Origin of the sequence: Streptomyces violens (assembly GCF_000717745.1) — a bacterium.
GTDB classification, from domain to species: Bacteria; Actinomycetota; Actinomycetes; order Streptomycetales; family Streptomycetaceae; genus Streptomyces; species Streptomyces violens.
Genome location: NZ_JOBH01000024.1, coordinates 73,262 through 96,310 on the forward strand (window position 1 = coordinate 73,262; position 23,049 = coordinate 96,310).

20 protein-coding genes and 1 pseudogene are annotated in these 23,049 nt (G+C 71.1%); 9 read left to right on the forward strand and 12 right to left on the reverse strand.

Annotated elements, in window-relative coordinates:
- The first annotated feature begins 160 nt into the window (after positions 1–160).
- A complete protein-coding gene (locus tag IF04_RS0133000; RefSeq protein WP_030266485.1) occupies positions 161–745 on the forward strand; it encodes a riboflavin biosynthesis intermediates N-glycosidase in 585 nt (194 codons plus the stop codon).
- Positions 746–785: 40 nt separating this feature from the next.
- Here IF04_RS0133000 and IF04_RS0133005 read toward each other — a convergent pair whose 3' ends face one another.
- On the reverse strand, positions 786–1,439 hold the full coding sequence (locus tag IF04_RS0133005) for a DUF4190 domain-containing protein (RefSeq protein WP_051831786.1): 654 nt from the start codon (positions 1,437–1,439) through the stop codon (positions 786–788).
- A 154-nt stretch (positions 1,440–1,593) separates the two neighbouring features.
- Between IF04_RS0133005 and IF04_RS0133010 the strand changes: the two genes are divergently transcribed.
- Positions 1,594–2,670: an adenosine deaminase gene (locus IF04_RS0133010; RefSeq protein WP_078601119.1), complete on the forward strand. Its 1,077-nt coding sequence runs from the start codon at positions 1,594–1,596 to the stop codon at positions 2,668–2,670.
- Between the two features lie 109 nt (positions 2,671–2,779).
- Entirely contained in the window at positions 2,780–3,343 is a 564-nt protein-coding gene (locus IF04_RS0133015; protein WP_051831787.1) for a DUF2690 domain-containing protein, read from the forward strand.
- A gap of 6 nt (positions 3,344–3,349) precedes the next feature.
- Here IF04_RS0133015 and IF04_RS0133020 read toward each other — a convergent pair whose 3' ends face one another.
- Positions 3,350–4,522, reverse strand: a complete 1,173-nt coding sequence (locus IF04_RS0133020) for a polyamine ABC transporter substrate-binding protein (protein WP_030266498.1) — start codon at positions 4,520–4,522, stop codon at positions 3,350–3,352.
- Between the two features lie 151 nt (positions 4,523–4,673).
- Entirely contained in the window at positions 4,674–6,128 is a 1,455-nt protein-coding gene (locus IF04_RS0133025) for a gamma-aminobutyraldehyde dehydrogenase (RefSeq protein ID WP_030266501.1), read from the reverse strand.
- A gap of 206 nt (positions 6,129–6,334) precedes the next feature.
- Between IF04_RS0133025 and IF04_RS0133030 the strand changes: the two genes are divergently transcribed.
- The 4 genes and pseudogenes from IF04_RS0133030 to IF04_RS0133045 all read left to right on the forward strand — a co-directional run bounded on the left by IF04_RS0133030 (position 6,335) and on the right by IF04_RS0133045 (position 10,361).
- On the forward strand, positions 6,335–6,808 hold the full coding sequence (locus IF04_RS0133030) for an Lrp/AsnC family transcriptional regulator (protein ID WP_037801321.1): 474 nt from the start codon (positions 6,335–6,337) through the stop codon (positions 6,806–6,808).
- Positions 6,809–6,810: 2 nt separating this feature from the next.
- A complete protein-coding gene (locus tag IF04_RS0133035) occupies positions 6,811–8,172 on the forward strand; it encodes an aspartate aminotransferase family protein (protein WP_030266507.1) in 1,362 nt (453 codons plus the stop codon).
- 387 nt (positions 8,173–8,559) lie between these two features.
- Positions 8,560–9,213, forward strand: a pseudogene (locus IF04_RS0133040) (ABC transporter ATP-binding protein); the annotation flags it as partial.
- Complete coding sequence (locus IF04_RS0133045; RefSeq protein WP_030266512.1) at positions 9,195–10,361, forward strand: hypothetical protein; 1,167 nt, start codon at positions 9,195–9,197, stop codon at positions 10,359–10,361. The pseudogene IF04_RS0133040 and the gene IF04_RS0133045, both read left to right, overlap by 19 nt.
- An 81-nt stretch (positions 10,362–10,442) precedes the next feature.
- On the opposite strand, the gene IF04_RS0133050 is transcribed toward IF04_RS0133045, so the two are convergent.
- The 4 genes from IF04_RS0133050 to rlmN all read right to left on the reverse strand — a co-directional run bounded on the left by IF04_RS0133050 (position 10,443) and on the right by rlmN (position 15,630).
- Entirely contained in the window at positions 10,443–11,495 is a 1,053-nt protein-coding gene (locus IF04_RS0133050) for an ABC transporter ATP-binding protein (RefSeq protein WP_030266514.1), read from the reverse strand.
- A complete protein-coding gene (locus IF04_RS0133055; RefSeq protein WP_030266516.1) occupies positions 11,496–13,109 on the reverse strand; it encodes an ABC transporter permease in 1,614 nt (537 codons plus the stop codon). It abuts the gene before it with no gap.
- 98 nt (positions 13,110–13,207) lie between these two features.
- Positions 13,208–14,227: a thiamine ABC transporter substrate-binding protein gene (locus IF04_RS0133060; protein ID WP_051831790.1), complete on the reverse strand. Its 1,020-nt coding sequence runs from the start codon at positions 14,225–14,227 to the stop codon at positions 13,208–13,210.
- A 296-nt stretch (positions 14,228–14,523) separates the two neighbouring features.
- Entirely contained in the window at positions 14,524–15,630 is a 1,107-nt protein-coding gene (gene rlmN, locus IF04_RS0133065; RefSeq protein ID WP_030266522.1) for a dual-specificity RNA methyltransferase RlmN, read from the reverse strand.
- A 212-nt stretch (positions 15,631–15,842) separates the two neighbouring features.
- On the opposite strand from rlmN, the gene IF04_RS0133070 reads away from it, so the two are divergent.
- Positions 15,843–16,091: an SCO4226 family nickel-binding protein gene (locus IF04_RS0133070; protein ID WP_030266525.1), complete on the forward strand. Its 249-nt coding sequence runs from the start codon at positions 15,843–15,845 to the stop codon at positions 16,089–16,091.
- A gap of 73 nt (positions 16,092–16,164) precedes the next feature.
- On the opposite strand, the gene IF04_RS36240 is transcribed toward IF04_RS0133070, so the two are convergent.
- The 5 genes from IF04_RS36240 to rpsB form a co-directional block, all read right to left on the reverse strand.
- Entirely contained in the window at positions 16,165–17,322 is a 1,158-nt protein-coding gene (locus tag IF04_RS36240) for a phosphatidate cytidylyltransferase (RefSeq protein WP_030266527.1), read from the reverse strand.
- A complete protein-coding gene (frr, locus tag IF04_RS0133080; RefSeq protein ID WP_030266530.1) occupies positions 17,322–17,879 on the reverse strand; it encodes a ribosome recycling factor in 558 nt (185 codons plus the stop codon). Before frr ends, IF04_RS36240 begins: the two co-directional genes overlap by 1 nt.
- Positions 17,880–18,108: 229 nt before the next feature.
- Positions 18,109–18,882, reverse strand: coding sequence for a UMP kinase (gene pyrH / locus IF04_RS0133085; RefSeq protein WP_030266533.1), 774 nt, complete (start codon positions 18,880–18,882; stop codon positions 18,109–18,111).
- Between the two features lie 206 nt (positions 18,883–19,088).
- Positions 19,089–19,925, reverse strand: coding sequence for a translation elongation factor Ts (tsf, locus tag IF04_RS0133090; RefSeq protein WP_030266536.1), 837 nt, complete (start codon positions 19,923–19,925; stop codon positions 19,089–19,091).
- 102 nt (positions 19,926–20,027) lie between these two features.
- Positions 20,028–20,924 (reverse strand): 30S ribosomal protein S2, encoded by an 897-nt coding sequence (gene rpsB / locus IF04_RS0133095; protein ID WP_030266539.1) that lies wholly within the window; start codon positions 20,922–20,924, stop codon positions 20,028–20,030.
- 686 nt (positions 20,925–21,610) lie between these two features.
- On the opposite strand from rpsB, the gene IF04_RS37935 reads away from it, so the two are divergent.
- A complete protein-coding gene (locus tag IF04_RS37935; protein WP_078601128.1) occupies positions 21,611–22,459 on the forward strand; it encodes a murein hydrolase activator EnvC family protein in 849 nt (282 codons plus the stop codon).
- Positions 22,460–23,049 lie beyond the last annotated feature (590 nt).

Here is a 23,049-nt window from a genome sequence, read left to right on the forward strand (position 1 = left end):
GGGCCCCAACAAGTGATTCCGTTGTTGCCTTTTGGTTACGCGACGGATTCTGCGAAATCCGTCGTTCCGGCGCCCGACAGGTTGTCAGTGCCCGCTGGCAGAATCCCGGCATGGTGCAGGACCGGGGAAGAGTGGAACGGGGTAGAGGGGGGCTGCGGGGATGACGGAGCGGACGCGGGTGGCCGACGGGCCGCGATCGGTGGCGGAGCTGTGCGCGGCGCCGGCTTCGGGTGAGACATACAAGTACGTGTACTTCTGGGGGCATGCGCCGCGCCGGGACGGCAGTCTGGGGGCCAGCTGCTTCAGCCAGTGGTGGCCGGCGCCGTTCACGGTGGACGGCGTGCGGTACGCCACAGCGGAGCACTGGATGATGGCCGGCAAGGCGCGGCTGTTCGGCGACCGCCAGGCGTTACAGCGGGTGCTCAGAGCGGGCCATCCCAAGCAGGCGAAGGACGCGGGCCGTTCGGTGCGCGGCTTCGACGACGAGACCTGGCAGCGCGAGCGGTACGAGCTGGTGGTGCGGGGAAGTCTGCACAAGTTCGGGCAGGACGCGGCGCTGCGCGACTATCTGCTGGGCACGGGGCAGCGGGTGCTGGTCGAGGCGAGCCCGCTGGACCGGATATGGGGCATCGGGCTCGCCGCGGACGACGAGCGCGCCGCCGATCCGGCCCGCTGGCAGGGGCTGAATCTGCTGGGCTTCGCGCTGATGGAGGCGCGGCAGCGGCTGGCGGCGGAGGGGAGCTGAGCGGCCGGGGCCGGCGGAGCGGGGGCTGTGCGGGCCGGGGTCAGCGGCCGGGGGCGGCAGGGGCCGCGTTGTAGGTGTCGGAGTAGTCGTCGTAGGGGGTGGCGTCGCTTCCCGCGCTGACCCCGACGATGATCGCGACGATCAGCAGGACGCTCACGAGGAGACCGGCCACGCCGCAGAGGAGACCGGCCAGTGCCATGCCGCCGTTGGTCGCCTCGCCCCGCTTGGCCCTGGCCCGGCCGAGGGCGCCGAAGACGATCCCGAGGACGCCCGTGATCACACCGAACAGGAGGGTGAGGCTGGAGACGATGCTGAGGATGCCGAGGACGAGCGCGGCGACGCCCATGCCGTTGTTCGGCTGCCCGGGCCAGCCGGCCTGCGTACCGGGACCGCCGGGCAGGGGGCCGTAGGGGGCGGATATGTACGGGTGGGGCCCGTACGGCTGCTGGGGGTACGGCGTTCCGTACGCGCCCTGCGGTCCGACGGCGTGGCCGGGTGCGGGGCCCGAGGCGTGCCCGGGGGCCGGCGGCGGGGCGGGGACGGCGAAGCCCGCGCCCACGGTCTGCTGATCGTGCGCCGACGTGCCGTACGGCGGCAGGCCCCGCGCCCCCGTGTCCGGCCGGTGCGGCGGCACACCGTCCTCGGACGGCGCCGCCCACGGGTCGCGCGGCTCGGGCTGCTGACGGTCGGACATGGCTCTCCCCCACTTGGCTGCGCTCCATGCTAAGACCCGACCCCGCGCGTCGGCCGCGCTCCCCGACGGCCCGGGGGCCGCGCTCCCCGGTGGCCCGGCCGCCGTACGGCCCGGCATCCGGCCGCCCCCGGCGCCCCGGCCCGTGCCGCATACGATGACGACCGACCGACACCACGACCGACCGGCATCCGCCGACCAGGAGGCACCGTTGTCCGACCTCGACGCATTCATCGCGGGCCTGCCCAAGGCGGAGCTGCACGTCCACCACGTCGGCTCGGCCTCGCCGCGCATCGTCGCGGAGCTGGCCGCCCGGCACCCCGACTCCAAGGTGCCCACCGACCCCGAAGCCCTGGTGGACTACTTCACCTTCCGCGACTTCGCGCACTTCGTCGAGGTCTACCTCTCCGTCGTGGACCTCATCCGCGACGCGGAGGACGTGCGTCTGCTGACGTACGAGGTCGCCCGCGACATGGCGCGGCAGAACATCCGCTACGCCGAGCTGACCGTGACCCCGTTCAGCTCCACCCGGCGCGGCATCCCGGACGCCGCGTTCGTCGAGGCGATCGAGGACGCCCGGAAGTCCGCCGAGTCGGAGCTCGGCGTCACGCTGCGCTGGTGCTTCGACATCCCCGGCGAGGCGGGCCTGGAGGCCGCCGAGGAGACCGCGCGCATCGCCTGCGGCCTCAAGCCCGAGGGCCTGGTCTCCTTCGGCCTCGGCGGCCCCGAAATAGGCGTACCGCGCCCGCAGTTCAAGCCGTACTTCGACCGCGCCATCGCCGAGGGCCTGCACTCCGTGCCGCACGCCGGCGAGACCACGGGCCCCGAGACGGTGTGGGACGCGCTGACCGAGCTGCGCGCCGAGCGCATCGGTCACGGCACCAGCTCCGTACGGGACCCGAAGCTGCTGGCCCACCTCGCCGAGCACCGCATCCCGCTGGAGGTCTGCCCCACCTCGAACATCGCCACCCGCGCGGTCCGCACCCTCGACGAGCACCCGATCAAGGAGATGGTCGCGGCCGGCGTGCTGGTGACCATCAACAGCGACGACCCGCCGATGTTCGGCACGGACCTGAACACCGAGTACGGCGTGGCCGCGCGGCTGCTGGAGCTGGACGAGGCGGGCCTCGCCGCGCTGGCGAAGAACGCCGTCGAGGTGTCCTTCATGGACGCACCGGCCAAGGCCCGCCTCGCCGCGGAGATCGACGCGTACACCACCTCCTGGCCCCGCTGACCCACGGCCCCCTCCCGCCACAACGGCCGGATCTGCCCGGGTCATATCCAGCCGCACGCGCCTACCCTTCCGATGACGTGTACACGTACATGTGCATCGGGAGGTTGGCGTGGCCGGCGAAGACTCCTGGCTGAAGCGGCACGGCCCCGAGACGCTCGGCGGGGCCCTGATCCTGGCCGTGGTGACCACCGTCCTCACGGTGGGCATCCCGCTGCTGGCGGGCGGCGACGGGGAGCAGGCACCGGGCAGCGGCAACGGCCCGCCCGCACCCACCGCGGCGGTCAGGACCGAGTCCCCGACCTGCGCGATGAACGACTGCGCGGGCCTGGACCCCGAGAAGACCCGCTGCGCGCCGGGCGCGCGCACCCTGGCCGAGGACTCGGCCGGCGCCATGCGGGTGGCCATCCGCTACAGCCCCAGCTGCCGGACCGTGTGGGGCAAGCTCACCGGGGCGGTGGTGGGCGACACGATCGAGATCGCGACCTCGCCGACGAAGAAGGAGCGCGCGGCGGTGGTCTACGGCGAGACCAAGTACACGCCCATGCTCCCGGTCGGCCGGACCTTCTCCGCCGAGGCCGCCGGCACCAGCATCAAGGGCGACCCCGACCACGACATTCCGGCCGGTCACCGGCTCCCGGTCGGCGCCGACCAGAACGACATCCCCCCGACCTGACGCGTCTCACAGCCCCACGATCGCGTTCCACTCCTTGGCGAACTCCGGACGTTCCTTCGAGCCGATGTCCCGGGCGATGGCGAGCCGGCCGCGCATGCCGTCGTCCGGGAAGATCAGCGGGTCCTCGGCCAGCGCGGCGGTCTCCTTGTCCTTGGCGGAGGCCAGCACGTCGCGCGCGGCGGGGACCGGGCACACGTAGTTGACCCAGGTGGCGAGCTCGGCGGCGACCTCCGGCTCGTAGTAGTAGTCGACGAGCCGCTCCGCGTTGCGCTTGTGCGCGGCGAGGTCGGGGATCATCAGGCTCTCCGACCACAGCTCGGCGCCCTCTTCGGGGACCACGAATTCGATATCGGGGTTGTCGGCCTTGAGCTGGATGACGTCACCGGAGTACGCCTGCGCGGCCAGCACGTCCCCCGAGGAGAGGTCCTTGATGTAGTCGTTGCCGGTGAAGCGGCGGATGTGCTGCGCGCGGACGAGCGCCGCGACCCGGTCGGTCATCCGGTGGAAGTCGTCCGCCGTCCAGCGCGTGATGTCCACGCCCTCACCCTGCATGAGCAGCGCGAACGCCTCGTCCATGCCGGCCAGCAGGGTGACCCGCCCCTTCAGGTCGTCCGCCCACAGGTCGCTGGTGTGCCTGATCTCCCGGCCGAGCTTCTTCCGGTTGTACGCGATGCCGGTGATCCCGGACTGCCAGGGGACGGTGTGCTTGCGGCCCGGGTCGAACGCGGGCTTGAGCAGCAGCGGGTCGAGGTGCTTCGCCACGTTCGGCTGCCGGTCCCGGTCCATTTCCTGCACCCAGCCGAGCCGTACGAAGCGCGAGCACATCCAGTCGCTGATGACGATCAGGTCGCGCCCGGTGGTCTGGTGGTTCATCAGCGCGGGGCTGATCTTCCCGAAGAACTCGTCGTTGTCGTTGATCTCTTCGGTGTACGTCACCGAGATGCCGGTGCGCCGTTCGAAGGCGTCCAGCGTGGGACGGCGCTGCTTGTCGTGGTCGTCGACGTCGATGTACAGCGGCCAGTTGGCGAAGGTGAGGGACTTGTCGGCCGCCGAGCGGTCGGGGGCTGCGCGCTCGCCGGCCCGGACGTACGCGGGCGGTACGCCGCACCCCGCCACCGCCGCCAGGAATCCGACCGTACCGACACCTCTGAGCAGCGCACGCCGCGAAAGACGATCCATGTGAGGACTCTCACGCGCCGCGGGCCGGGGCGGCAACAGACGAAGCGTCTACTGCCGGGCCCCGGCCCACGACGGTGTGTCAGGTGCCCCGCACGGCACCCGACTTGTGGCCGACCGTTCAGTGGTCAGCCATCGCTGACCGCCCTGTCGGTCAGCCGTCCAGCGAGGTCATGACGTGCTTGATGCGGGTGTAGTCGTCGAAGCCGTAGGCGGAGAGGTCCTTGCCGTAGCCGGACTTCTTGAAGCCGCCGTGCGGCATCTCGGCGACGAGCGGGATGTGGGTGTTGATCCACACGCAGCCGAAGTCGAGCTTCTTGGACATCCGCATGGCGCGGGCGTGGTCCTTGGTCCACACCGAGGACGCGAGCGCGTACTCGACGCCGTTGGCCCACTCGGTGGCCTGGTCCTCGTCGGTGAAGGACTGGACCGTGATGACCGGGCCGAAGACCTCGTTCTGGACGATCTCGTCGTCCTGCTTGAGGCCGGAGACGACGGTCGGGGCGAAGAAGTAGCCCTTCTCGCCGACCTGCTGGCCGCCGGCCTCGATCTTCGCGTGCGCGGGGAGGCGCTCGATGAAGCCCTTGACCTGCTTGAGCTGGTTGGCGTTGTTCAGCGGGCCGTAGAGCACGTCCTCGTCGTCGACCGCGCCGGTCTTGGTCTCCGCGGCGGCCTTGGCGAGCGCGGTCACGAACTCGTCGTGGATGGACTCCTGGACGAGCACGCGGGTCGCCGCGGTGCAGTCCTGGCCGGCGTTGAAGTAACCGGCGACGGAGATGTCCTCGACGGCCTTGGCGATGTCGGTGTCCTCGAAGACCACGACCGGGGCCTTGCCGCCCAGCTCCAGGTGGACCCGCTTGAGGTCCTTGGAGGCGGACTCGGCGACCTGCATGCCGGCGCGCACGGAGCCGGTGATGGAGGCCATCGCGGGCACCTCGTGCTCGACCATCAGACGGCCGGTCTCGCGGTCACCGCACACGACGTTGAACACGCCGCGCGGGTGGCCCAGCTCGTCCAGCACACTGCCGATGATCTCGCCGATCAGGACCGTGGACGCCGGGGTGGTGTCCGAGGGCTTGATGACGACCGTGTTGCCCGCGGCCATGGCCGGCGCGAACTTCCACACGGCCATCATCATCGGGTAGTTCCAGGGCGCGACCTGGGCACAGACGCCGATCGGCTCGCGCCGGATGATGGAGGTCAGGCCCTCCATGTACTCGCCGGCCGAGCGGCCCTCCAGCATCCGCGCGGCACCCGCGAAGAAGCGGATCTGGTCCACCATCGGCGGGATTTCCTCGGAGCGTACGAGGGCGACCGGCTTGCCGCAGTTCTCGGACTCGGCGGCGATCAGCTCCTCGGCGCGCTCCTCGAAGCGGTCGGCGATCTTCAGGAGCACCTTCTGGCGCTCGGCGGGGATCAGGTCGCGCCACGCCGGGAAGGCCGCCTCGGCGGCGGCCATCGCGGCGTCGACATCGGCGGCCGCGGACAGCGGGGCGGTGGCGTACACCTCGCCCGTCGCCGGGTTGACCACGTCCGTGGTGCGGCCGTCGGCGGCGTCCCGGAACTCCCCGTCGATGTAGTTGCGCAGACGACGCAGTTCGGTGGTCACGTGCGACCCCTCCTGTCAGGTGTCCGGTGTCAGATGACCGGTGTCTGGTGTCCGGTGGATGAGATGCCCACCCTAACCATGCCGGCCCCGTTTTCGACATACCCACGCGCCAGTAACAACGAATTTCGTGGCGCGACTCTCGGTGAACAACTGATTTCGGCGAATCGGGCTTGCGTGACGGACGATGCTGGTGCACAGTGAGGGACGTGGCCACTCGTGACAGAAACGGCACTCCGTCGATCGACTCCGTCTCCCTGGCGATCATTGAGCAGCTCCAGGAGGACGGGCGCCGTCCGTACGCCGCGATCGGCAAGGCCGTGGGCCTGTCCGAGGCGGCCGTACGGCAACGCGTACAGAAGCTGCTCGACCAGGGTGTGATGCAGATCGTCGCCGTCACCGACCCCCTCACGGTCGGTTTCCGGCGGCAGGCAATGGTCGGAATCAACGTCGAGGGCGACGTCGATCCCGTGGCAGAGGCCCTCACGGGCATGTCCGAGGTCGAGTACTGCGTCGTCACCGCCGGCTCCTTCGACCTGCTGATCGAGGTCGTCTGCGAGGACGACGATCACCTCCTGGACGTGATCAACAAGCGCGTCCGCACGCTTCCCGGCGTGCGCTCCACCGAGAGCTTCGTCTACATGAAGCTGAAGAAGCAGACCTACACCTGGGGAACGCGATAACCATGAGCGCCGACCTTTCCAAGACGGCGTACGACCACCTGTGGATGCATTTCACCCGCATGTCGTCGTACGAGAACGCCCCCGTGCCCACGATCGTGCGCGGCGAGGGCACCAACATCTACGACGACAAGGGCAAGCGCTACATCGACGGCCTCGCGGGCCTCTTCGTGGTCAACGCGGGCCACGGCCGGGTCGAGCTGGCCGAGACCGCGTACAAGCAGGCCCAGGAGCTCGCCTTCTTCCCGGTGTGGTCCTACGCCCACCCCAAGGCCGTCGAGCTCTCCGAGCGCCTGGCCAACTACGCCCCGGGCGACCTGAACAAGGTCTTCTTCACCACCGGCGGCGGCGAGGCGGTCGAGACCGCCTGGAAGCTTGCCAAGCAGTACTTCAAGCTCACCGGCAAGCCGATGAAGCACAAGGTCATATCCCGCGCGGTGGCCTACCACGGCACCCCGCAGGGCGCCCTGTCCATCACCGGCCTGCCGGGCCTCAAGGCCCCCTTCGAGCCGCTGGTCCCCGGCGCGCACAAGGTGCCGAACACCAACATCTACCGCGCCCCGATCCACGGCGACGACCCCGAGGCCTTCGGCCGCTGGGCCGCCGACCAGATCGAGCAGCAGATCCTCTTCGAGGGCCCGGAGACCGTCGCCGCGGTCTTCCTGGAGCCGGTGCAGAACGCCGGTGGCTGCTTCCCGCCGCCGCCCGGGTACTTCCAGCGCGTCCGCGAGATCTGCGACCAGTACGACGTGCTGCTCGTCTCCGACGAGGTCATCTGCGCGTTCGGCCGCCTCGGCACGATGTTCGCATGTGACAAGTTCGGCTACGTCCCGGACATGATCACCTGCGCCAAGGGCATGACCTCGGGCTACTCCCCGATCGGCGCCTGCATCATCTCCGACCGCCTGGCGGAGCCGTTCTACAAGGGTGACAACACCTTCCTGCACGGCTACACCTTCGGTGGCCACCCGGTCTCCTCGGCCGTGGCGCTGGCGAACTTCGACATCTTCGAGCGCGAGGGCCTGAACAAGCACGTCCTCGAGAACGAGTCGAACTTCCTCTCCACGCTGCAGAAGCTGCACGACCTGCCGATCGTCGGCGACGTCCGCGGCAACGGCTTCTTCTACGGCATCGAGCTCGTCAAGGACAAGGTCACCAAGGAGTCGTTCAACGACGAGGAGACCGAGCGCGTTCTGTACGGCTTCCTCTCCAAGGCGCTGTACGACGCCGGCCTGTACTGCCGCGCCGACGACCGCGGCGACCCGGTCATCCAGCTGGCCCCGCCGCTGATCGCCGACCAGACCGTGTTCGACGAGATCGAGCAGATCCTGCGCGGCGTCCTCACGGAGGCCTGGGCCAAGCTCTGATCCGCGGTACCGAGCCGTCCCTCCGGCCCTCACCGGAGGGATTGGGCGGGGCGGGGCCACGGACCCCGCCCCGCCCGACACGCTCGGCGGGCCCCGACGGCTTCCGTACAGGGGCCCGAATAACGGAAGAAACGGCGGCCGAGGTCACTCATATCCAGCCATATGAGTGAACCTCGGCCGTCTTCCGTGCTGAGCGTTGATTGGCGGGACCCAGCAGTACCTACCGTGCTTGTGACGTATACCCTCCATGGTCGTTCACCCGGTCAGGGGAACGAAGGACGCGAGCGAGCACGAGGTGCGCAGATGGTGGCCCCGCCCGACAACGACGTTCTATGGGCTCGCGGACTGCACCACGCCCACGGTCAGAGCCCCGCACTCACCGGCATCTCCCTCGGTGTGCGCGAGGGCGAGATCCTTGCCGTCACCGGTCCGCGCGGCTGCGGCAAGACCACGCTCCTGAAATGCCTCTCCGGACAGCTCGTCGCGGACAGCGGCGAGGTCTGGTTCAACAGTCATCCGGTCCACACCCTCTCCGCGACCAGCCGCGAACGGCTCCGGCTGGACCGTTTCGGCTGGATCGGCACCGAGCCCCGGCTGGTCCCCGAGCTGACCGCCCGGGAGAACGCGGCCCTGCCCCTCCTCGTACGCGGCGAGGGCCACCGCGCGGCCAGGCAGGCCGCCACCGAGTGGCTGGAGCGGCTGGACGTGGCGGACTGCGCCAAGCGGCGGCCCGCAGCCCTGGACCGGGCGCAGCAGCAGCGCGTGGCCGTCGCCCGGGCGCTGGCCACCACCCCGCAGGTGCTCTTCGCCGACGAGCCGACCGCGCCGCTGCACCGCGCGGACGCCGCCCAGGTGCTCCGTACGATCATCAACGCGGCCCGCAGCCACGCCCTCAGCGTCGTACTGGCCACCCAGGAACCGGAGGCAGCCACGCTCGCCGACCGCACGATCGCCCTGCAGGACGGCCGGCGGGCCGGCGCCGCACAGGCCGAGGGCCCCGCCGAGACGGAAGGCAGGGAAGAGTGCTCGCTCTCCGTCTAGCCCGGGGCGCACGCCCGGCGGTGCAGCTGCGCCGCCTGCTGGTCGTCGCGGCGGCGGCCGGCACGGCCTTCCTGCTGCTGGCCACGCTCGGCCACGCCGTCGACGCGCCGCGTGGCGAGGCCGCCGGCTCGGCGCTGCGGCTGGCCTGGTGCCTGGTCCCGCTCGCCGCCACCGCACAGCTCGCCGTCGCCGTGGCCCGTACGGACCCGGCCGCCCGGCTGCGCGAGGGCATGTCAGCGGCCGGCCTCGGCCCGGTCCGGCTCACCCTGACCGCCGCCGCCTCGACCGTGCTCGCCTGCGCCCTGGGCAGCGTGCTCGGGCTGCTGGTCTTCCTGCGGTTGCGCGGCGGCCTAGGCGGTACGCCGATGGGTCCGGAGGAGCTGCTGGGCCGCGGCCCGCTCCCGTACGCGGCGGTGGGCGTGCTGCTCGCGGCCGTCCCCGTGGTGGCCGCCGTGGCGACCATCTGGGCGCTGCGTCCGGGGCGGAACGCGCCGGCCGAGCCGTGCGCCGACGCGCCGCCCCGTACTGCCGGCGCCACGCCGGCCGGGCTCCCCTGGGGCGTCGCGCTGGCCGCCGCCGGGCTCGCCCTGGAGGTCTACGCGGCGGGGCACACGGGCCCCGGCGCCCGGCTGCTGCCGCTGCCGGGACGGCTGGTCACCGGCGAGGCGGGCGTGCTGGTCGGCTGGCTGCTGTCGGCGGCCGGGCTGGTGCTGGCGGCGCCCGGGCTGGTCCACGCGAGCGGGCGGGTGCTGGGCGCGGGCCGGGCGGGCGCGGCACGGCTGCTGGCCGGGCGGGTCCTCCAGGAGGAGTCCCGCCGGGTGGGCCGCCCGCTGGGCATCCTGATGGCGGCCGCTTCGGGCGCCTACGCCGCGTACACGCTGTACGGCCACGGCTCCCCCGGCTCCCTCGGCCCGCTCTCCGCGCTCGGCGGCGGCCTGGTACTGGCCTGTACCGCGCTCAGCGTGCTGACCGCGGTCACGGAGTCCCGCACGGCCCGCGCCGCGACGACGGACGCCCTCCGCCGCCTCGGCACCCCGGCCGGGCTCCTGCACCGCGCCGCTGCGCTACGCGCGGGCGTCCTGGTCGTCGTCCTGACGGCGGTCACGGGCGGGGTGGCGCACTTGGCGGCGGGGCCGCTGGTGGGCTGAGGGGCCGGTGGCCCCCCTGCCTCTCGGAGGCGTACGCGCAGGTCGGCCGCGTGCGGGCGCGTCAGTCGTTTACCCGCAGGGTCAGTTGCCTGCGGGCAGGACCACCACGTCCTCCGCGACGAACGCCGCGCCGACCCTCTCGCCCACCTCCGGCGCGGCCGCGAGCGCGCAGGCCGCGTCCAGTTCGGGCCCGGCCGCCGGGCGCAGCCGGAGGGAGACGTGCGTACCGCGGAAGGTGCGGGCCGCGACCGTGCAGGGCAGGCCCTCGCGGGCCGGCACCAGGCGGACGCCGGCGGGGCGGACGAGCAGCCGGCAGGCGCCCTCCGCCGTACCGTCCGGGACCGGCACCTTGCCCCACGGGGTGTCCGCGGCCTCGCCGGTGACCGTGGCCGGCACGACGTTGTCGAAGCCGAGGAAGCGGGCGACGAACTCGTCGGCGGGGCGCTGCCAGACCTCCAGCGGCGTACCGGTCTGCGCGATCCGTCCGTCGCGCATGACGACGACCCGGTCGGCGAGCGCGAACGCCTCGCCCTGGTCGTGCGTCACCGCCAGTACGGTCGTCCCCAACTCTCCGAAGAGCCGCCGCAGTTCGACCACCAGGCGCTCGCGCAGCCCGCGGTCGAGCTGGCCGAGCGGCTCGTCCAGCATGAGCAGCCGGGGGCTGGGCGCCAGCGCCCTGGCCAGCGCGACGCGCTGCTGCTCGCCGCCGGAGAGCGAGCCGACGGCCCGGCGCTGGGCGCCCGGCAGGCCGACCAGGTCGAGCAGTTCGGCGACCTTGCGTTCCTGTTCGGCCCGTGCGGCGCCGCGCATCCGCAGCCCGAAGGCGACGTTGCCCGCCACGTCGCGCTGCGGGAAGAGCTGGTGGTCCTGGAACATCAGCCCGACGCCGCGCCGGTGGGTGGGCACGGTACGCAGGTTCCGGCCATCGAGTACGACCTCTCCCGCGTCGGCCTGCTGCAGCCCGGCGATCACCCGCAGCAGCGTGGACTTGCCGCTGCCGCTGGGCCCCAGGACGCAGACCGTCTCGTGCTCGGCGACGTCGAGGTCCACCGTGTCCAGCGCGGCGTGCGCCCCGAAGCGCACGGTGAGCCCGGCCAGGCGCAGGAGGGGGCCGTCAGTCCGGTCGTCGGTCACCTAGAACTCTCCCGTCCGGTCGGTGCGTACCCGCTCCAGGGCCAGCAGCGCTCCCGCGCACACCACCATCAGAATGGTCGACAGGGCCATCGCCTGCCCGTAGTTGAGCTCCCCCGCGCGGCCCAGCAGCCGTGCCACGGCCACCGGGAGCGTGGGCCGGTCCGGGCTCGCGATGAACACGGTCGCGCCGAACTCGCCGAGCGAGACGGCGAACGCGAAGCCGGCCGCGATCAGCAGCGCGCGCCGCACCAGCGGCAGGTCCACCTCGCGCCACACCTGCCAGGGCGTGGCCCCCAGTACCGCCGCGGCCTCCCGCAGCCGCCCGTCCACCGCGCGCAGCACCGGCAGCATGGTCCGTACGACGAACGGCACGCCCACCAGGGCCTGCGCGAGCGGTACGAGCCACCACGAGGCGCGCAGGTCCAGCGGCGGCTCGTCGAGGCTGATCAGGAAGCCGAAGCCGACGGTCACGGCGGAGACGCCGAGCGGCAGCATGAGCAGCGCGTCGAAGCCCCGTACGAGCCGGCCGCCGCGCCGGGTCAGCGCGGCCGCCGCCAGCCCGCCGACGACGACCGCGATGGCGGTGGCGGCCACCGCGTACGCGAGCGAGTTCCACAGGGCGGTCAGCGGCGGCACGGTGAACGTCGAGTCGGCGCCGGCCGCGGCCTGCAGCGCGCGGTAGAAGACCAGGCCGTGGCCGTCGGGCCCGGCGAAGGACCGCTCGACGAGTACGACGAGCGGCAGCACGAGGAGTACGGCGATCACCACGAGCGTGCTCGCCAGCAGCGCCCACTGCCCGGCGCCGCGCGGCCTGCGCGCCGTACGGGAGGCGTCGACCAGCTTCAGTGCGCTCTCGCGCCGCCGTACCGTCCAGGCGTGCAGCGCGAGCAGCCCGAGTACGGCGGCGAACTGCACGAGGGTGAGCACCGCCGCGGTCGGCAAGTCCAGGAAGTCGGCGGTCTGCCGGTAGATCTCCACTTCGAGGGTGGCGAAGCGCGGGCCCCCGAGGATCTGCACGATCCCGAAGGAGGTGAAGGTGAAGAGGAAGACCATCAGGGCGGCGGCGGCCACCGCGGGCGCCAGCGCGGGCAGCGTCACCCGCCGCCAGGCCGCGAACCGCCCGGCGCCGAGCACCCGCGCGGCCTCCTCCTGGCGCGGGTCCAGCGCGCTCCAGAGCCCGCCCACGGTGCGTACGACCACCGCGTAGTTGAAGAAGACGTGCGCGAGCAGGATCGCCCAGACCGACGTGTCCAGCCGTACGCCCCACAGGTCGTCCAGCAGGCCGCCGCGGCCGACGAGCGCCAGGAAGGCGGAGCCGACGACGACGGTGGGCAGCACGAACGGCACGGTGACGACCGCCCGCAACAACCCCTTTCCGGGGAACTCGAAGCGCGCGAAGACGTACGCGCCGGGGAGCGCGATCAGCAGCGTGAGTGCCGTGGAAGCCGCCGCCTGCCACCCGGTGAACCACAGCACGTGCAGCAGGTCCGGATCCGTGAGGACCTCGCCCACCTGCCCGAACTGCCAGCTCCCGCCCTCCCGCAGCCCCCGGCCGACGATCATGGCGACCGGGTAGGCGAAGAAGAGCACGAAGAAGACGAACGGCACGGCCATCAGCGCGAGCCGGGTGGCCGTGGCCCGCCCGGCCGGCCGGCGCGCGTCCGCCCCGCGCCCCGGCCGGAACCGTTCGCCGCCCCGGTCCGCTCCGGGGTCTACTTCACGACGAGCGAGGACCACTGCTTGATCCACTGTTCGCGGTTCTTGCTGATGTCCTCGGACGCCACGGTCTTCGGGTCGTCGATCTTCTGCCCGTACTTGGTGAACAGCTCGGGCACCTTCGCGCCCTCGACCACCGGGTTGACGAACATCTGCAGCGGCAGGTCCTCCTGGAACTTCTTGCTGATCAGGAAGTCCAGCAGCGCCTTGCCGCCCTTCTCGTTCGCCGCGCCCTTCAGCAGCCCGGCGAACTCGGTCTGCCGGAAGCAGGTCCCGGTGGCGACGCCGGTCGGCGCCTCCTTCGGCGCCGGCTTCTTGCCCATGACCTCGGCGGGCGGGCTGGAGGCGTAGGAGACGACCAGCGGCTTGTCGCCCTTGCTGCCGGCCGCGCCCGAGAACCGCTCGTAGTACGCCTGCTCCCAGCCGTCGACGACCTCGACGTCATTGGCCTTGAGCTTCTTCCAGTAGCCCTGCCAACCGCCCTTGCCGTACTCGGCGATGGTCCCGAGCTGGAAGGCCAGCCCCGGCGACGACGTGGCCGAGTTCTCGGTGACCAGCAGCCCCTTGTACACCGGCTTCACGAGGTCAGCGAACGTCTTCGGCGGCGCGATCCTGTGCTTGGCGAAGTACGCCTTGTCGTAGTTCACGCAGATGTCGCCGTAGTCGACGGGCGTGACACGGTGCTGCGCCTTGTCCAGCTGCAGCTTCTCCGGCACCTCGGCCAGGCCCTTGGCCTCGTACGGCGTGAAGAGCCCCTCGTCGAGCCCGCGCGACAGCAGCGTGTTGTCGATCCCGAAGAAGACGTCCCCCTGCGGGTTGTCCTTCGTCAGCACCGCCTGGTTGACGGCCTTGCCCGCGTCGCCGCCCTTGACGAGCTGGACCTTGTACCCGCTCTGCTTCTCGAACTCCTTCAGCACGGATTTCGAGGCCACGAACGAGTCGTGGGTGACGAGCTTGACGGTCTTGGTGTCCGCCGCCTCGTCACTGCCGGAGCCGCCGCAGGCGGCGAGCGTCATGGCGCCCAGCGTCACCGCGAGCCCGAGCGCTGCGGTTCTTCTTCTGCCGGTGGTCACCGTTGATCAGTCCTCCTGGCTGGCCAGGAAGAGACGCGGCCCTGCCCGCGGCGGCCGGCGGAACCGGCGCCGCGGGCAGGGCGCAACAGCATGAGTAAGACCGAACTTCCTACCCGGAATGACCCGGGCGAGGTTCAAGGGTCTGCGGCGGCGTCGTCACGACGGCCTGCCGCACTCTCAGCGCTGTGGCGCTCCCCTGTCGGATGATGTCTGTGTGGAGATGTTCGAACGCTACGGTATCAGCGCTCCGACGCCGCGAGCTGGCCGCAGGCGCCGTCGATCTCCTGGCCACGGGTGTCCCGCACGGTCACCGGCACGCCGTGCGCCGCGATCGCCTCGACGAACGCCTTCTCGTCCTCGGGCCGCGACGCGGTCCACTTCGAGCCGGGCGTGGGGTTCAGCGGAATCAGGTTCACATGCACCCGCTTCCCCTTGAGCAGCTTCCCGAGCAGGTCCCCGCGCCACGCCTGGTCGTTGATGTCCCTGATCAGGGCGTACTCGATCGAGATCCGCCGCCCGGACTTCTCGGCGTACGTCCACGCCGCGTCCAGCACCTCGCGCACCTTCCACCGCGTGTTCACCGGCACGAGCGTGTCCCGCAGCTCGTCGTCCGGCGCGTGCAGCGAGACGGCCAGCCGGCACTTGAAGCCCTCGTCGGCGAAGCGCAGCATCGCCGGCACCAGCCCCACCGTGGACACGGTGATCCCCCGCTGCGACAGCCCCAGCCCGTCCGGCTCGGGGTCGGTCAGCCGCCGGATGGCCCCCGTCACCCGGTTGTAGTTGGCGAGCGGCTCACCCATGCCCATGAACACGATGTTCGACAGCCGCGCCGGCCCACCAGGAATCTCCCCATCCCTGAGCGCCCGCATACCGTCAACAATCTGATGAACGATCTCGGCGGTCGAGAGGTTCCGGTCCAGCCCCGCCTGCCCCGTCGCGCAGAACGGGCAGTTCATCCCGCACCCGGCCTGCGAGGAGATGCACATGGTCACCCGGTCCGGGTACCGCATCAGCACCGACTCGACCAGCGTCCCGTCGAAGAGCTTCCACAGCGTCTTGCGTGTCTGGTCGTCGTCGCACGAGATGTGCCGCACCACGCTCATCAGCTCCGGCAGCATCTCGGCCGCCAGCTTCTCGCGCGCCGCGGCGGGAATGTCCGTCCACTGCTCCGGGTCGTGCGCGTACCGCGCGAAGTAGTGCTGCGAAAGCTGCTTGGCGCGGAACGGCTTCTCCCCGATCGCCGCCACGGCCTCCTTGCGCTCAGCAGGCGAAAGATCGGCAAGATGCCGCGGCGGCTTCTTGGCCCCGCGCGGCGCGACAAAAGTAAGTTCTCCAGGTGCAGGCATGGTCCGTCCAGTGTGGCAGATCATTCGGCCCACCCCTGGTGGGAAGCAGCGTGGAAGCCGTCACCCTCCGCCGTACCGCCGGCGCCTGCCGGCCGTGGCCTTCCCGGTCGCCGGTGCGGGCGTGCGGGCAGAGGATGGAGGTGACGGCGCTGGTACGCGGGCTCGGCGCGGTTCGGGGCCGGGACGCGTGAACCGGAAGGAGGCGCAGTGCCATGGCTCAGTTCATGGACGTCCACCACGGGATGAAGGACCTCACGGCCGACCAGCTGCGGCAGGCTCACCAGGCCGACCTCGCCATCGAGAAGGAAGAAGGCGTCCACTTCGAAAAGGCGTGGGCGGACCCGGGGTCCGGCACGGTCTACTGCCTCTCCGAGGCCCCCTCGGCCGACGCGGTCCAGCGCGTCCACGAACGCGCCGGTCACCGGGCCGATGAGATCCACCCGGTGCCCTTGACCGTGTGAGGCACCCGAAGAAGATCACAGGCCCCCGCGCAGCTCGCGCGGGGGCCTGTGGGGTGGAACGGTGGTGTCCGCGTCAGCCCGTGCCGACGAAGATGACCAGGAGGAGCCAGACCACCGGGGCCGTCGGCAGCAGGGAGTCCAGCCGGTCCATGATCCCGCCGTGGCCGGGCAGCAGCGTGCCCATGTCCTTGATGCCGAGGTCGCGCTTGATCATGGACTCGCCGAGGTCGCCGAGGGTGGCGCTGGCGGCGACGGCAAGGCCCAGGAGCAGGCCCTGCCACCACGCGCCGTTCTCGATGAGGAACTCCATGCACAGCGCGCCCGCCGCCATGGCGAAGGCCACCGCGCCGACGAGGCCCTCGCGGGTCTTGCCGGGGCTGATGCGGGGGGCGAGCTTGTGCTTGCCGAAGCGCCAGCCGACGGCGTACGCGCCGGTGTCGCTGACGACCGTGAGCAGCAGGAAGGTGAGGACCCGGTACGGGCCGTCGGCATCCGCCGCGAGCATCAGGGCGACGAACGTCGCGAGGAACGGTACGTAGAACGCCGCGAAGACGCCGGCCGTGACGTCCCGCAGGTAGTTCTCCGGTGCCTCGGTCATCCGCCAGACCAGGACGGCGAGCGCGGTGAGCGCCATCGCCACCCAGGCGCCCTCGGCCCCGCGTACGTACCCGGCGACGATCATCGCCGTACCGCCGACCGCGAGCGGTACGAGCGGTACGCGGATGTCCTTGCGCTCCGCGAGGCGGGAGGTCAGCTCCCACAGCCCGACGACCACGGCGACCGCGACGACGCCCACGAAGACGGGCTTGTAGACGAACAGCGAGAGCACGATGACCGCGCCGAGGCCGACGCCCACCCCTATGGCGGCCCGCAGATTGCGGCCCGCGCTCTTCTTCGCCGGCTTGTCCGAAGAGGGGCTGTCGTCCGGTGCCGGCGGGGTTGTGGGCATGGGTTCCTGGGGGTGGTCATCGCGGAAGAGGGGGCCACTCAGCCGAGCGGCCCCCCGATCGTCCCGGTGGTCGTCCTGGTCTCCGCCTGCGTCGGGCACGGTGGGCATGGGCCGAGTCTGCGCTGCCGCGGCCCGGTCGTGCACGGGACCCGCCGACGGGGCCGGTGGCCCCTCCCAGCCGTAGCCGGGGGTCGGTCCCGTGCCGGCCGCCCATGGGCCGGCGCCGGGTGGGGTCCCGCCCGCCGAGGGCGAGGGCCGGGCCCCCCAGGATGACTCGTTCATCACACCTCGAGCAGCTCGGATTCCTTGTGCTTGAGCAGCTCGTCCACCTGCGCGACGTACTTCGCGGTGGTGTCGTCGAGCTCCTTCTCGGCGCGGCGCACCTCGTCCTCGCCGGACTCCTTGTCCTTGACGAGCTTGTCGAGGGTCTCCTTGGCCTTGCGGCGGATGCTGCGGATCGAGATCTTCGCGTCCTCGGCCTTGTTCTTGGCGACCTTGATGAACTCCTTGCGGCGCTCTTCAGTGAGCTCCGGGAAGTTCACGCGAATGATGTTGCCGTCGTTGCTCGGGTTGACGCCGAGGTCGGAGTCGCGGATGGCCTGCTCGATGTTGCGCAGCGCGCTCTTGTCGAACGGGGTCACCACGGCCATCCGCGGCTCGGGCACCGAGAACGACGCCAGCTGGTTGATCGGCGTCAAGGCACCGTAGTAGTCCGCCACGATCTTGTTGAACATCGCCGGGTGCGCACGCCCGGTGCGGATCGCGGCGAAGTCCTCCTTGGCGACCACGACGGCCTTCTCCATCTTCTCCTCGGCCTCGAGGAGGGTCTCTTCGATCACCACTTGCTCCTGGTCTTAATCGTAAGAAGCAGAGCCTCGCCCCTGCGCGCGTCTTCTCCTGCACGGTGTCCGACCGGCAGGCGGTTGTCCATCCCCGTGCCGTGGTCTTCCCACGGCCGGGAGTTGCCGCGCGTACGGGGATGCCGTCCGTACGGCGCGTACGGACGTGCTCTTCCGTACGGCCGTACGAACACGTGCTGCCCGTACGGATCCGCGGCGGTGCGGGCCGTCAGGCCCGGGTGCCCTGATCGCTGACGAGCGTGCCGATCTTCTCACCCTTCACGGCGCGCGCGATATTGCCCTCTGCGAGCAGCTCGAAGACGAGGATCGGGAGCTTGTTGTCGCGGCACAGCGTGATGGCGGTGGCATCGGCGACCTTCAGGTCGCGGGTGATGACCTCGCCGTACTCGAGCGCGTCGAACTTCACCGCGTCGGGGTTCTTCTTGGGGTCGGAGTCGTAGACGCCGTCGACCCCGTTCTTGCCCATGAGCATGGCCTGGGCGTCGATCTCCAGGGCGCGCTGGGCGGCGGTGGTGTCGGTGGAGAAGTACGGCATGCCCATGCCCGCACCGAAGATGACGACGCGGTCCTTCTCCAGGTGGCGGATGGCGCGGAGCGGGATGTACGGCTCGGCGACCTGGCCCATGGTGATGGCGGTCTGCACGCGGCAGTCGATGCCCTCCTTCTCCAGGAAGTCCTGGAGGGCCAGGCAGTTCATGACCGTGCCGAGCATGCCCATGTAGTCGCTGCGGGCCCGGTCCATGCCACGCTGCTGCAGCTCGGCGCCGCGGAAGAAGTTGCCGCCACCGATCACGATGGCGATCTCGTAGCCGTCACGGACCACGGCGGCGATCTCACGGGCCATGGCGTGCACGACGTCGGGGTCGACACCCAGTCCCCCGCCGCCGGCGAACGCCTCCCCCGAAAGCTTCAGAAGGAAGCGCCCCTTGCCCTTTTTGTGGGTCTCGGGGGCTTTGTCAGCGTCGTCGGCACCGTGATTCATTGCGCTCTCCTCGTGCACATACGAAGAAGGCCATTGCCGGGGGTCTGGTCAGATCCCTGTACGGCAATGGCCTCCTCGTCACATCTGCGGTCGGCCGGTGAGCGGCCGACTGCGTACGACCCTAGCGGGGCCGCGGGTCATTCGCTGCCCTGCGACAGGCCCTCGGCCCCGAAGGCCGTGGCCCGACGGCAAGGCTTCCGCTCAGGTCAGATGCCGACCTTGATGCGCGCGAAGCGCTTCAGGGTGACACCGGCCTCCTGGAGGACCTTCTCGACGGACTTCTTGTTGTCGAGCGCGTACGGCTGGCCCAGCAGCGTCGCATCCTTGAAGAAGCCGTTGAGGCGACCCTCGACGATCTTCGGCAGGGCAGCCTCGGGCTTGCCCTCCGCGCGGGTGGTCTCCTCGGCGACGCGGCGCTCGGCCTCGACGACGTCCGCCGGGACGTCCTCGCGGGAGAGGTACTTCGGCGCGAAGGCGGCGATGTGCTGCGCGACGCCCTTGGCGACCTCGGCGTTCTCCTTGTCGAGCTCGACGAGGACGCCGATCTGCGGGGGCAGGTCGGGCATGGTGCGGTGCATGTACGCCAGCACGAAGCCGTCGGTGAACTGCGCGAAGCGGTCCAGGACGATCTTCTCGCCGAGGTTGGCGTTGGCCTCGTCCACGAACGCCTGGACGGTCTTGCCGGCCTCGATCTCGGAGGCGAGCAGCGCCTGGATGTCGGCGGGCTGCGTCTTGGCGACGTGCGCGGCGATCTCGTTGGCGACGGCCTGGAACTTGTCACCCTTGGCGACGAAGTCCGTCTCGCACTTGAGCTCGACGATGACGCCGGAGGTGTTGTCGTCGGCGATCAGGGAGACCACGGCGCCGTTCTCGGCGGAGCGGCCCTCGCGCTTGGCGACGCCCTTCTGGCCCTTGATGCGCAGCGCCTCGACGGCCTTGTCGACGTTGCCCTCGGCCTCGTCCAGCGCCTTCTTGCAGTCCATCATGCCGGCGCCGGTGAGCTCACGGAGCTTCTTGACGTCAGCGGCGGTGTAGTTCGCCATGATCTGTTGAGTCTCTTCTCGAAAGTCGAAAGATCTACGGGTGGACGGCGGGGGCGGTGCTTGTGGCACCGGCCCCCGCCGTCATCATCCGATGCTGAGGTGTCAGGCCTGCTCGGCCGGCTTCTCGGCCTCGGCCTCGGCGGCGGGGGCCTCGGCAGCGGCCTCGGCGGGCGCCTCGGCCGGCTTCTCCTCGGCCTTGGCCTCGTCGGCCTTGGGCTCCTCGGCCTTCTTCTCGCCCTCGAGCAGGTCACGCTCCCACTCGGCCAGCGGCTCGCCGGCGGCCTTCTCGCCCTTGGCCTCGGCGCCACCGGAGCGGGCGATGAGGCCCTCGGCGACGGCGTCGGCGATCACGCGGGTGAGCAGGGTGACGGAGCGGATCGCGTCGTCGTTGCCCGGGATCTTGTAGTCGACCTCGTCGGGGTCGCAGTTGGTGTCGAGGATGGCGACGACCGGGATGTTGAGCTTCCGGGCCTCACCGACCGCGATGTGCTCCTTCTTGGTGTCCACGATCCAGACGGCGCTGGGCACCTTCTGCATCTCGCGGATACCGCCGAGGGTCTTCTCCAGCTTGGCCTTCTCGCGCGAGAGCACGAGAAGCTCCTTCTTGGTGAGACCGGAGGCCGCGACGTCCTCGAAGTCGATCTGCTCGAGCTCCTTGAGGCGCTGCAGACGCTTGTAGACGGTCGAGAAGTTGGTCAGCATGCCGCCGAGCCAGCGCTGGTTCACGTAGGGCATGCCCACGCGAGTCGCCTGCTCCGCGATGGCCTCCTGGGCCTGCTTCTTGGTGCCGACGAACATGACGGAGCCGCCGTGGGCGACGGTCTCCTTGACGAACTCGTAGGCGCGGTCGATGTACGACAGCGACTGGAGCAGGTCGATGATGTAGATGCCGTTGCGCTCGGTGAAGATGAAGCGCTTCATCTTCGGGTTCCAGCGGCGGGTCTGGTGCCCGAAGTGGACGCCACTCTCCAGCAGCTCCCGCATCGTGACGACGGCCATGGCCGTTCTCCTCGTGTTTCTCGGTTCCACCGCGGCCGGGCGGCCGCTGTGCCTGACGCCCCTGCGCGCCTGCCTGCACGGGGGCTCCGGCATGTACCGGGACACCTGTTCAGGACCGAGGGACGCGGCCACCGTGTGCGCTGCGCCTCCACTGCGCTCCTTGCGAAGCACGGGGAGTCACGCGCCGGTGGCGGGGCGTGCGAAGTCGACCCGGTCACCCGGATCGCCACAAGAAGTGTACGGGACCGCCGAACCGCCTAGCGACATGCTGCGGGTGGGATGGGGTTCGGCGGTGAGGAGGGTCAGCTCGGGGTCGCTTCACTCACACGCGTGACGGCGTTGTCCACAACCGCGGAGCGGTCCACAGCTCCCGACCAAGATCCCCCGGATTTCCCCTGATCCGCCACGGTCGTGCCATGCGCCACTCACACCGTCTCCGGCTTCCCCGACTCCGGCTTCCGCGGTTCTCTGCTGGACCGCCGTCCTCGCCCTGTCGACCTCCAGGGCCTCTGCCGCCTGGCCCGCCTTGCCGGTGGCTGACAGGTCTCCTGCTCCCTCTCCCTGTCATGCGGTTACTCGCCCACCTCGCGTCCCGGCCTCCCGGCCGGCTCATCCCCCGCGCGAGGGCGCGCACCCCCCTGAACACGGCCGCCATCCTGAGCCTGTCCCTTTGCGCGCTCGGCTGCATGATCGGCTGCGTACTCCTGCTCGGCCCGGCGCTCTTCACTCCGCTCTCCCCCGAGCCGAACCACAACGCCCCGACCGCAACCGGCACCGCGCTCTCACCTCACCTCACACCGGCCGCACACGCCCGCCCCGTCACCGGAGTCGCGTCATCGGAGTACCGCCCGGACGCGAATTCCGGCCCCGGGCCGAGCCCACCGGAGGGGACTTCCGAAACCCGGACGTGGCCAGTGACAGGGCCGGCCGGCGCGCGTCCATCCATCGCACGCCCCTGGTTGCCCCCACCCACCCCCTGGGCAGCCGGCCACCGCGGCGTGGACCTCGTCTCGCGGGCCGGAGCGACCGTACGAGCCGCCGCCCCCGGCCGCGTCTCCTTCGCGGGCAAGGTCGCCGACCGAGGCGTCCTCTCCATCGAACTGCCCGGCTCCGGCCGACCACCGTTGCGCATCACGTACGAGCCGGTGCGCCCCACGGTCCGCAAAGGCGACCGCGTCAGAGCAGGCCAACCGGTCGCAGTCCTCCAGCCGGGCCCGTACCACTGCGACACCCCCTGTCTCCACTGGGGCCTACGCCGCGGCCGCACCTACCTGGACCCACTGTCCCTCCTCGTCCCGCCCTCCCCCCGCCTGCTCCCGGTCTTCCACATCCCCGAACCCACCCCGCCCCCAACTCCCAGAACTCCCAGTCCGGAGACCCCGCCCCTCTCCCCCACAGCGGCCGGCGCCCCCGCCCTGGCGACAGCCACAGCACTAGCAGCCATAGCCACCTGGTCCCACTCCCGCCTCCGACCCCAACGCTCCCGGCGACCTGCCCCCAGCCAGCAACACAACGAGAGGCCACTCCGCCATTGACCAGCCGACCAGAGCGATGGGCTGGCCGGGACAGCCAGCGTGCTGAAGTACTGGGTGTCTGAAGTAGCGGGCCGGCCCCCGGACTACCGGGGCGTCCTTGGAGATCCGGGTCGCCCTTGGAGATCCGGTGGCGAGAGCGCCGGGCCGCTAGGGCGCCCGATCCTGGTCGCCCGGATCGCTGGACGACCGATCACCGAATCACCGGGCCGTGGGGTCTCACGCGCCCGGATCACCGGCTCGCGAGATCCAGGACAGCCGAATCGCGGGATCGCGGGCCAGCCGGGTCGCGGGGGCCACGGCGCACGGGACGACTGGGGCACCGGATTGCCGGACGGCCGGGACGCCGGTCAGCCGGGGCGCGGCGTTGCTGGACGGCCGGACCACCCGGGCTCCGGACCGCCGGGACGCCCGGACGCGGGACCGCAGGCCAGTCGGGGCGCGGGGTTGCCGGGCGGCCGGGAGGCGGGATCGACGGACGGCCGGGGCGCGGGGCTGGGGCCGCCGCGTGGCGAGACCCCGGGCACGTGTGGGGGCAGGCAGGCGTGGCTGTTTTTGGAGGTGGTGGTGGAGGGTGGGCGGGGGGGGAGGGG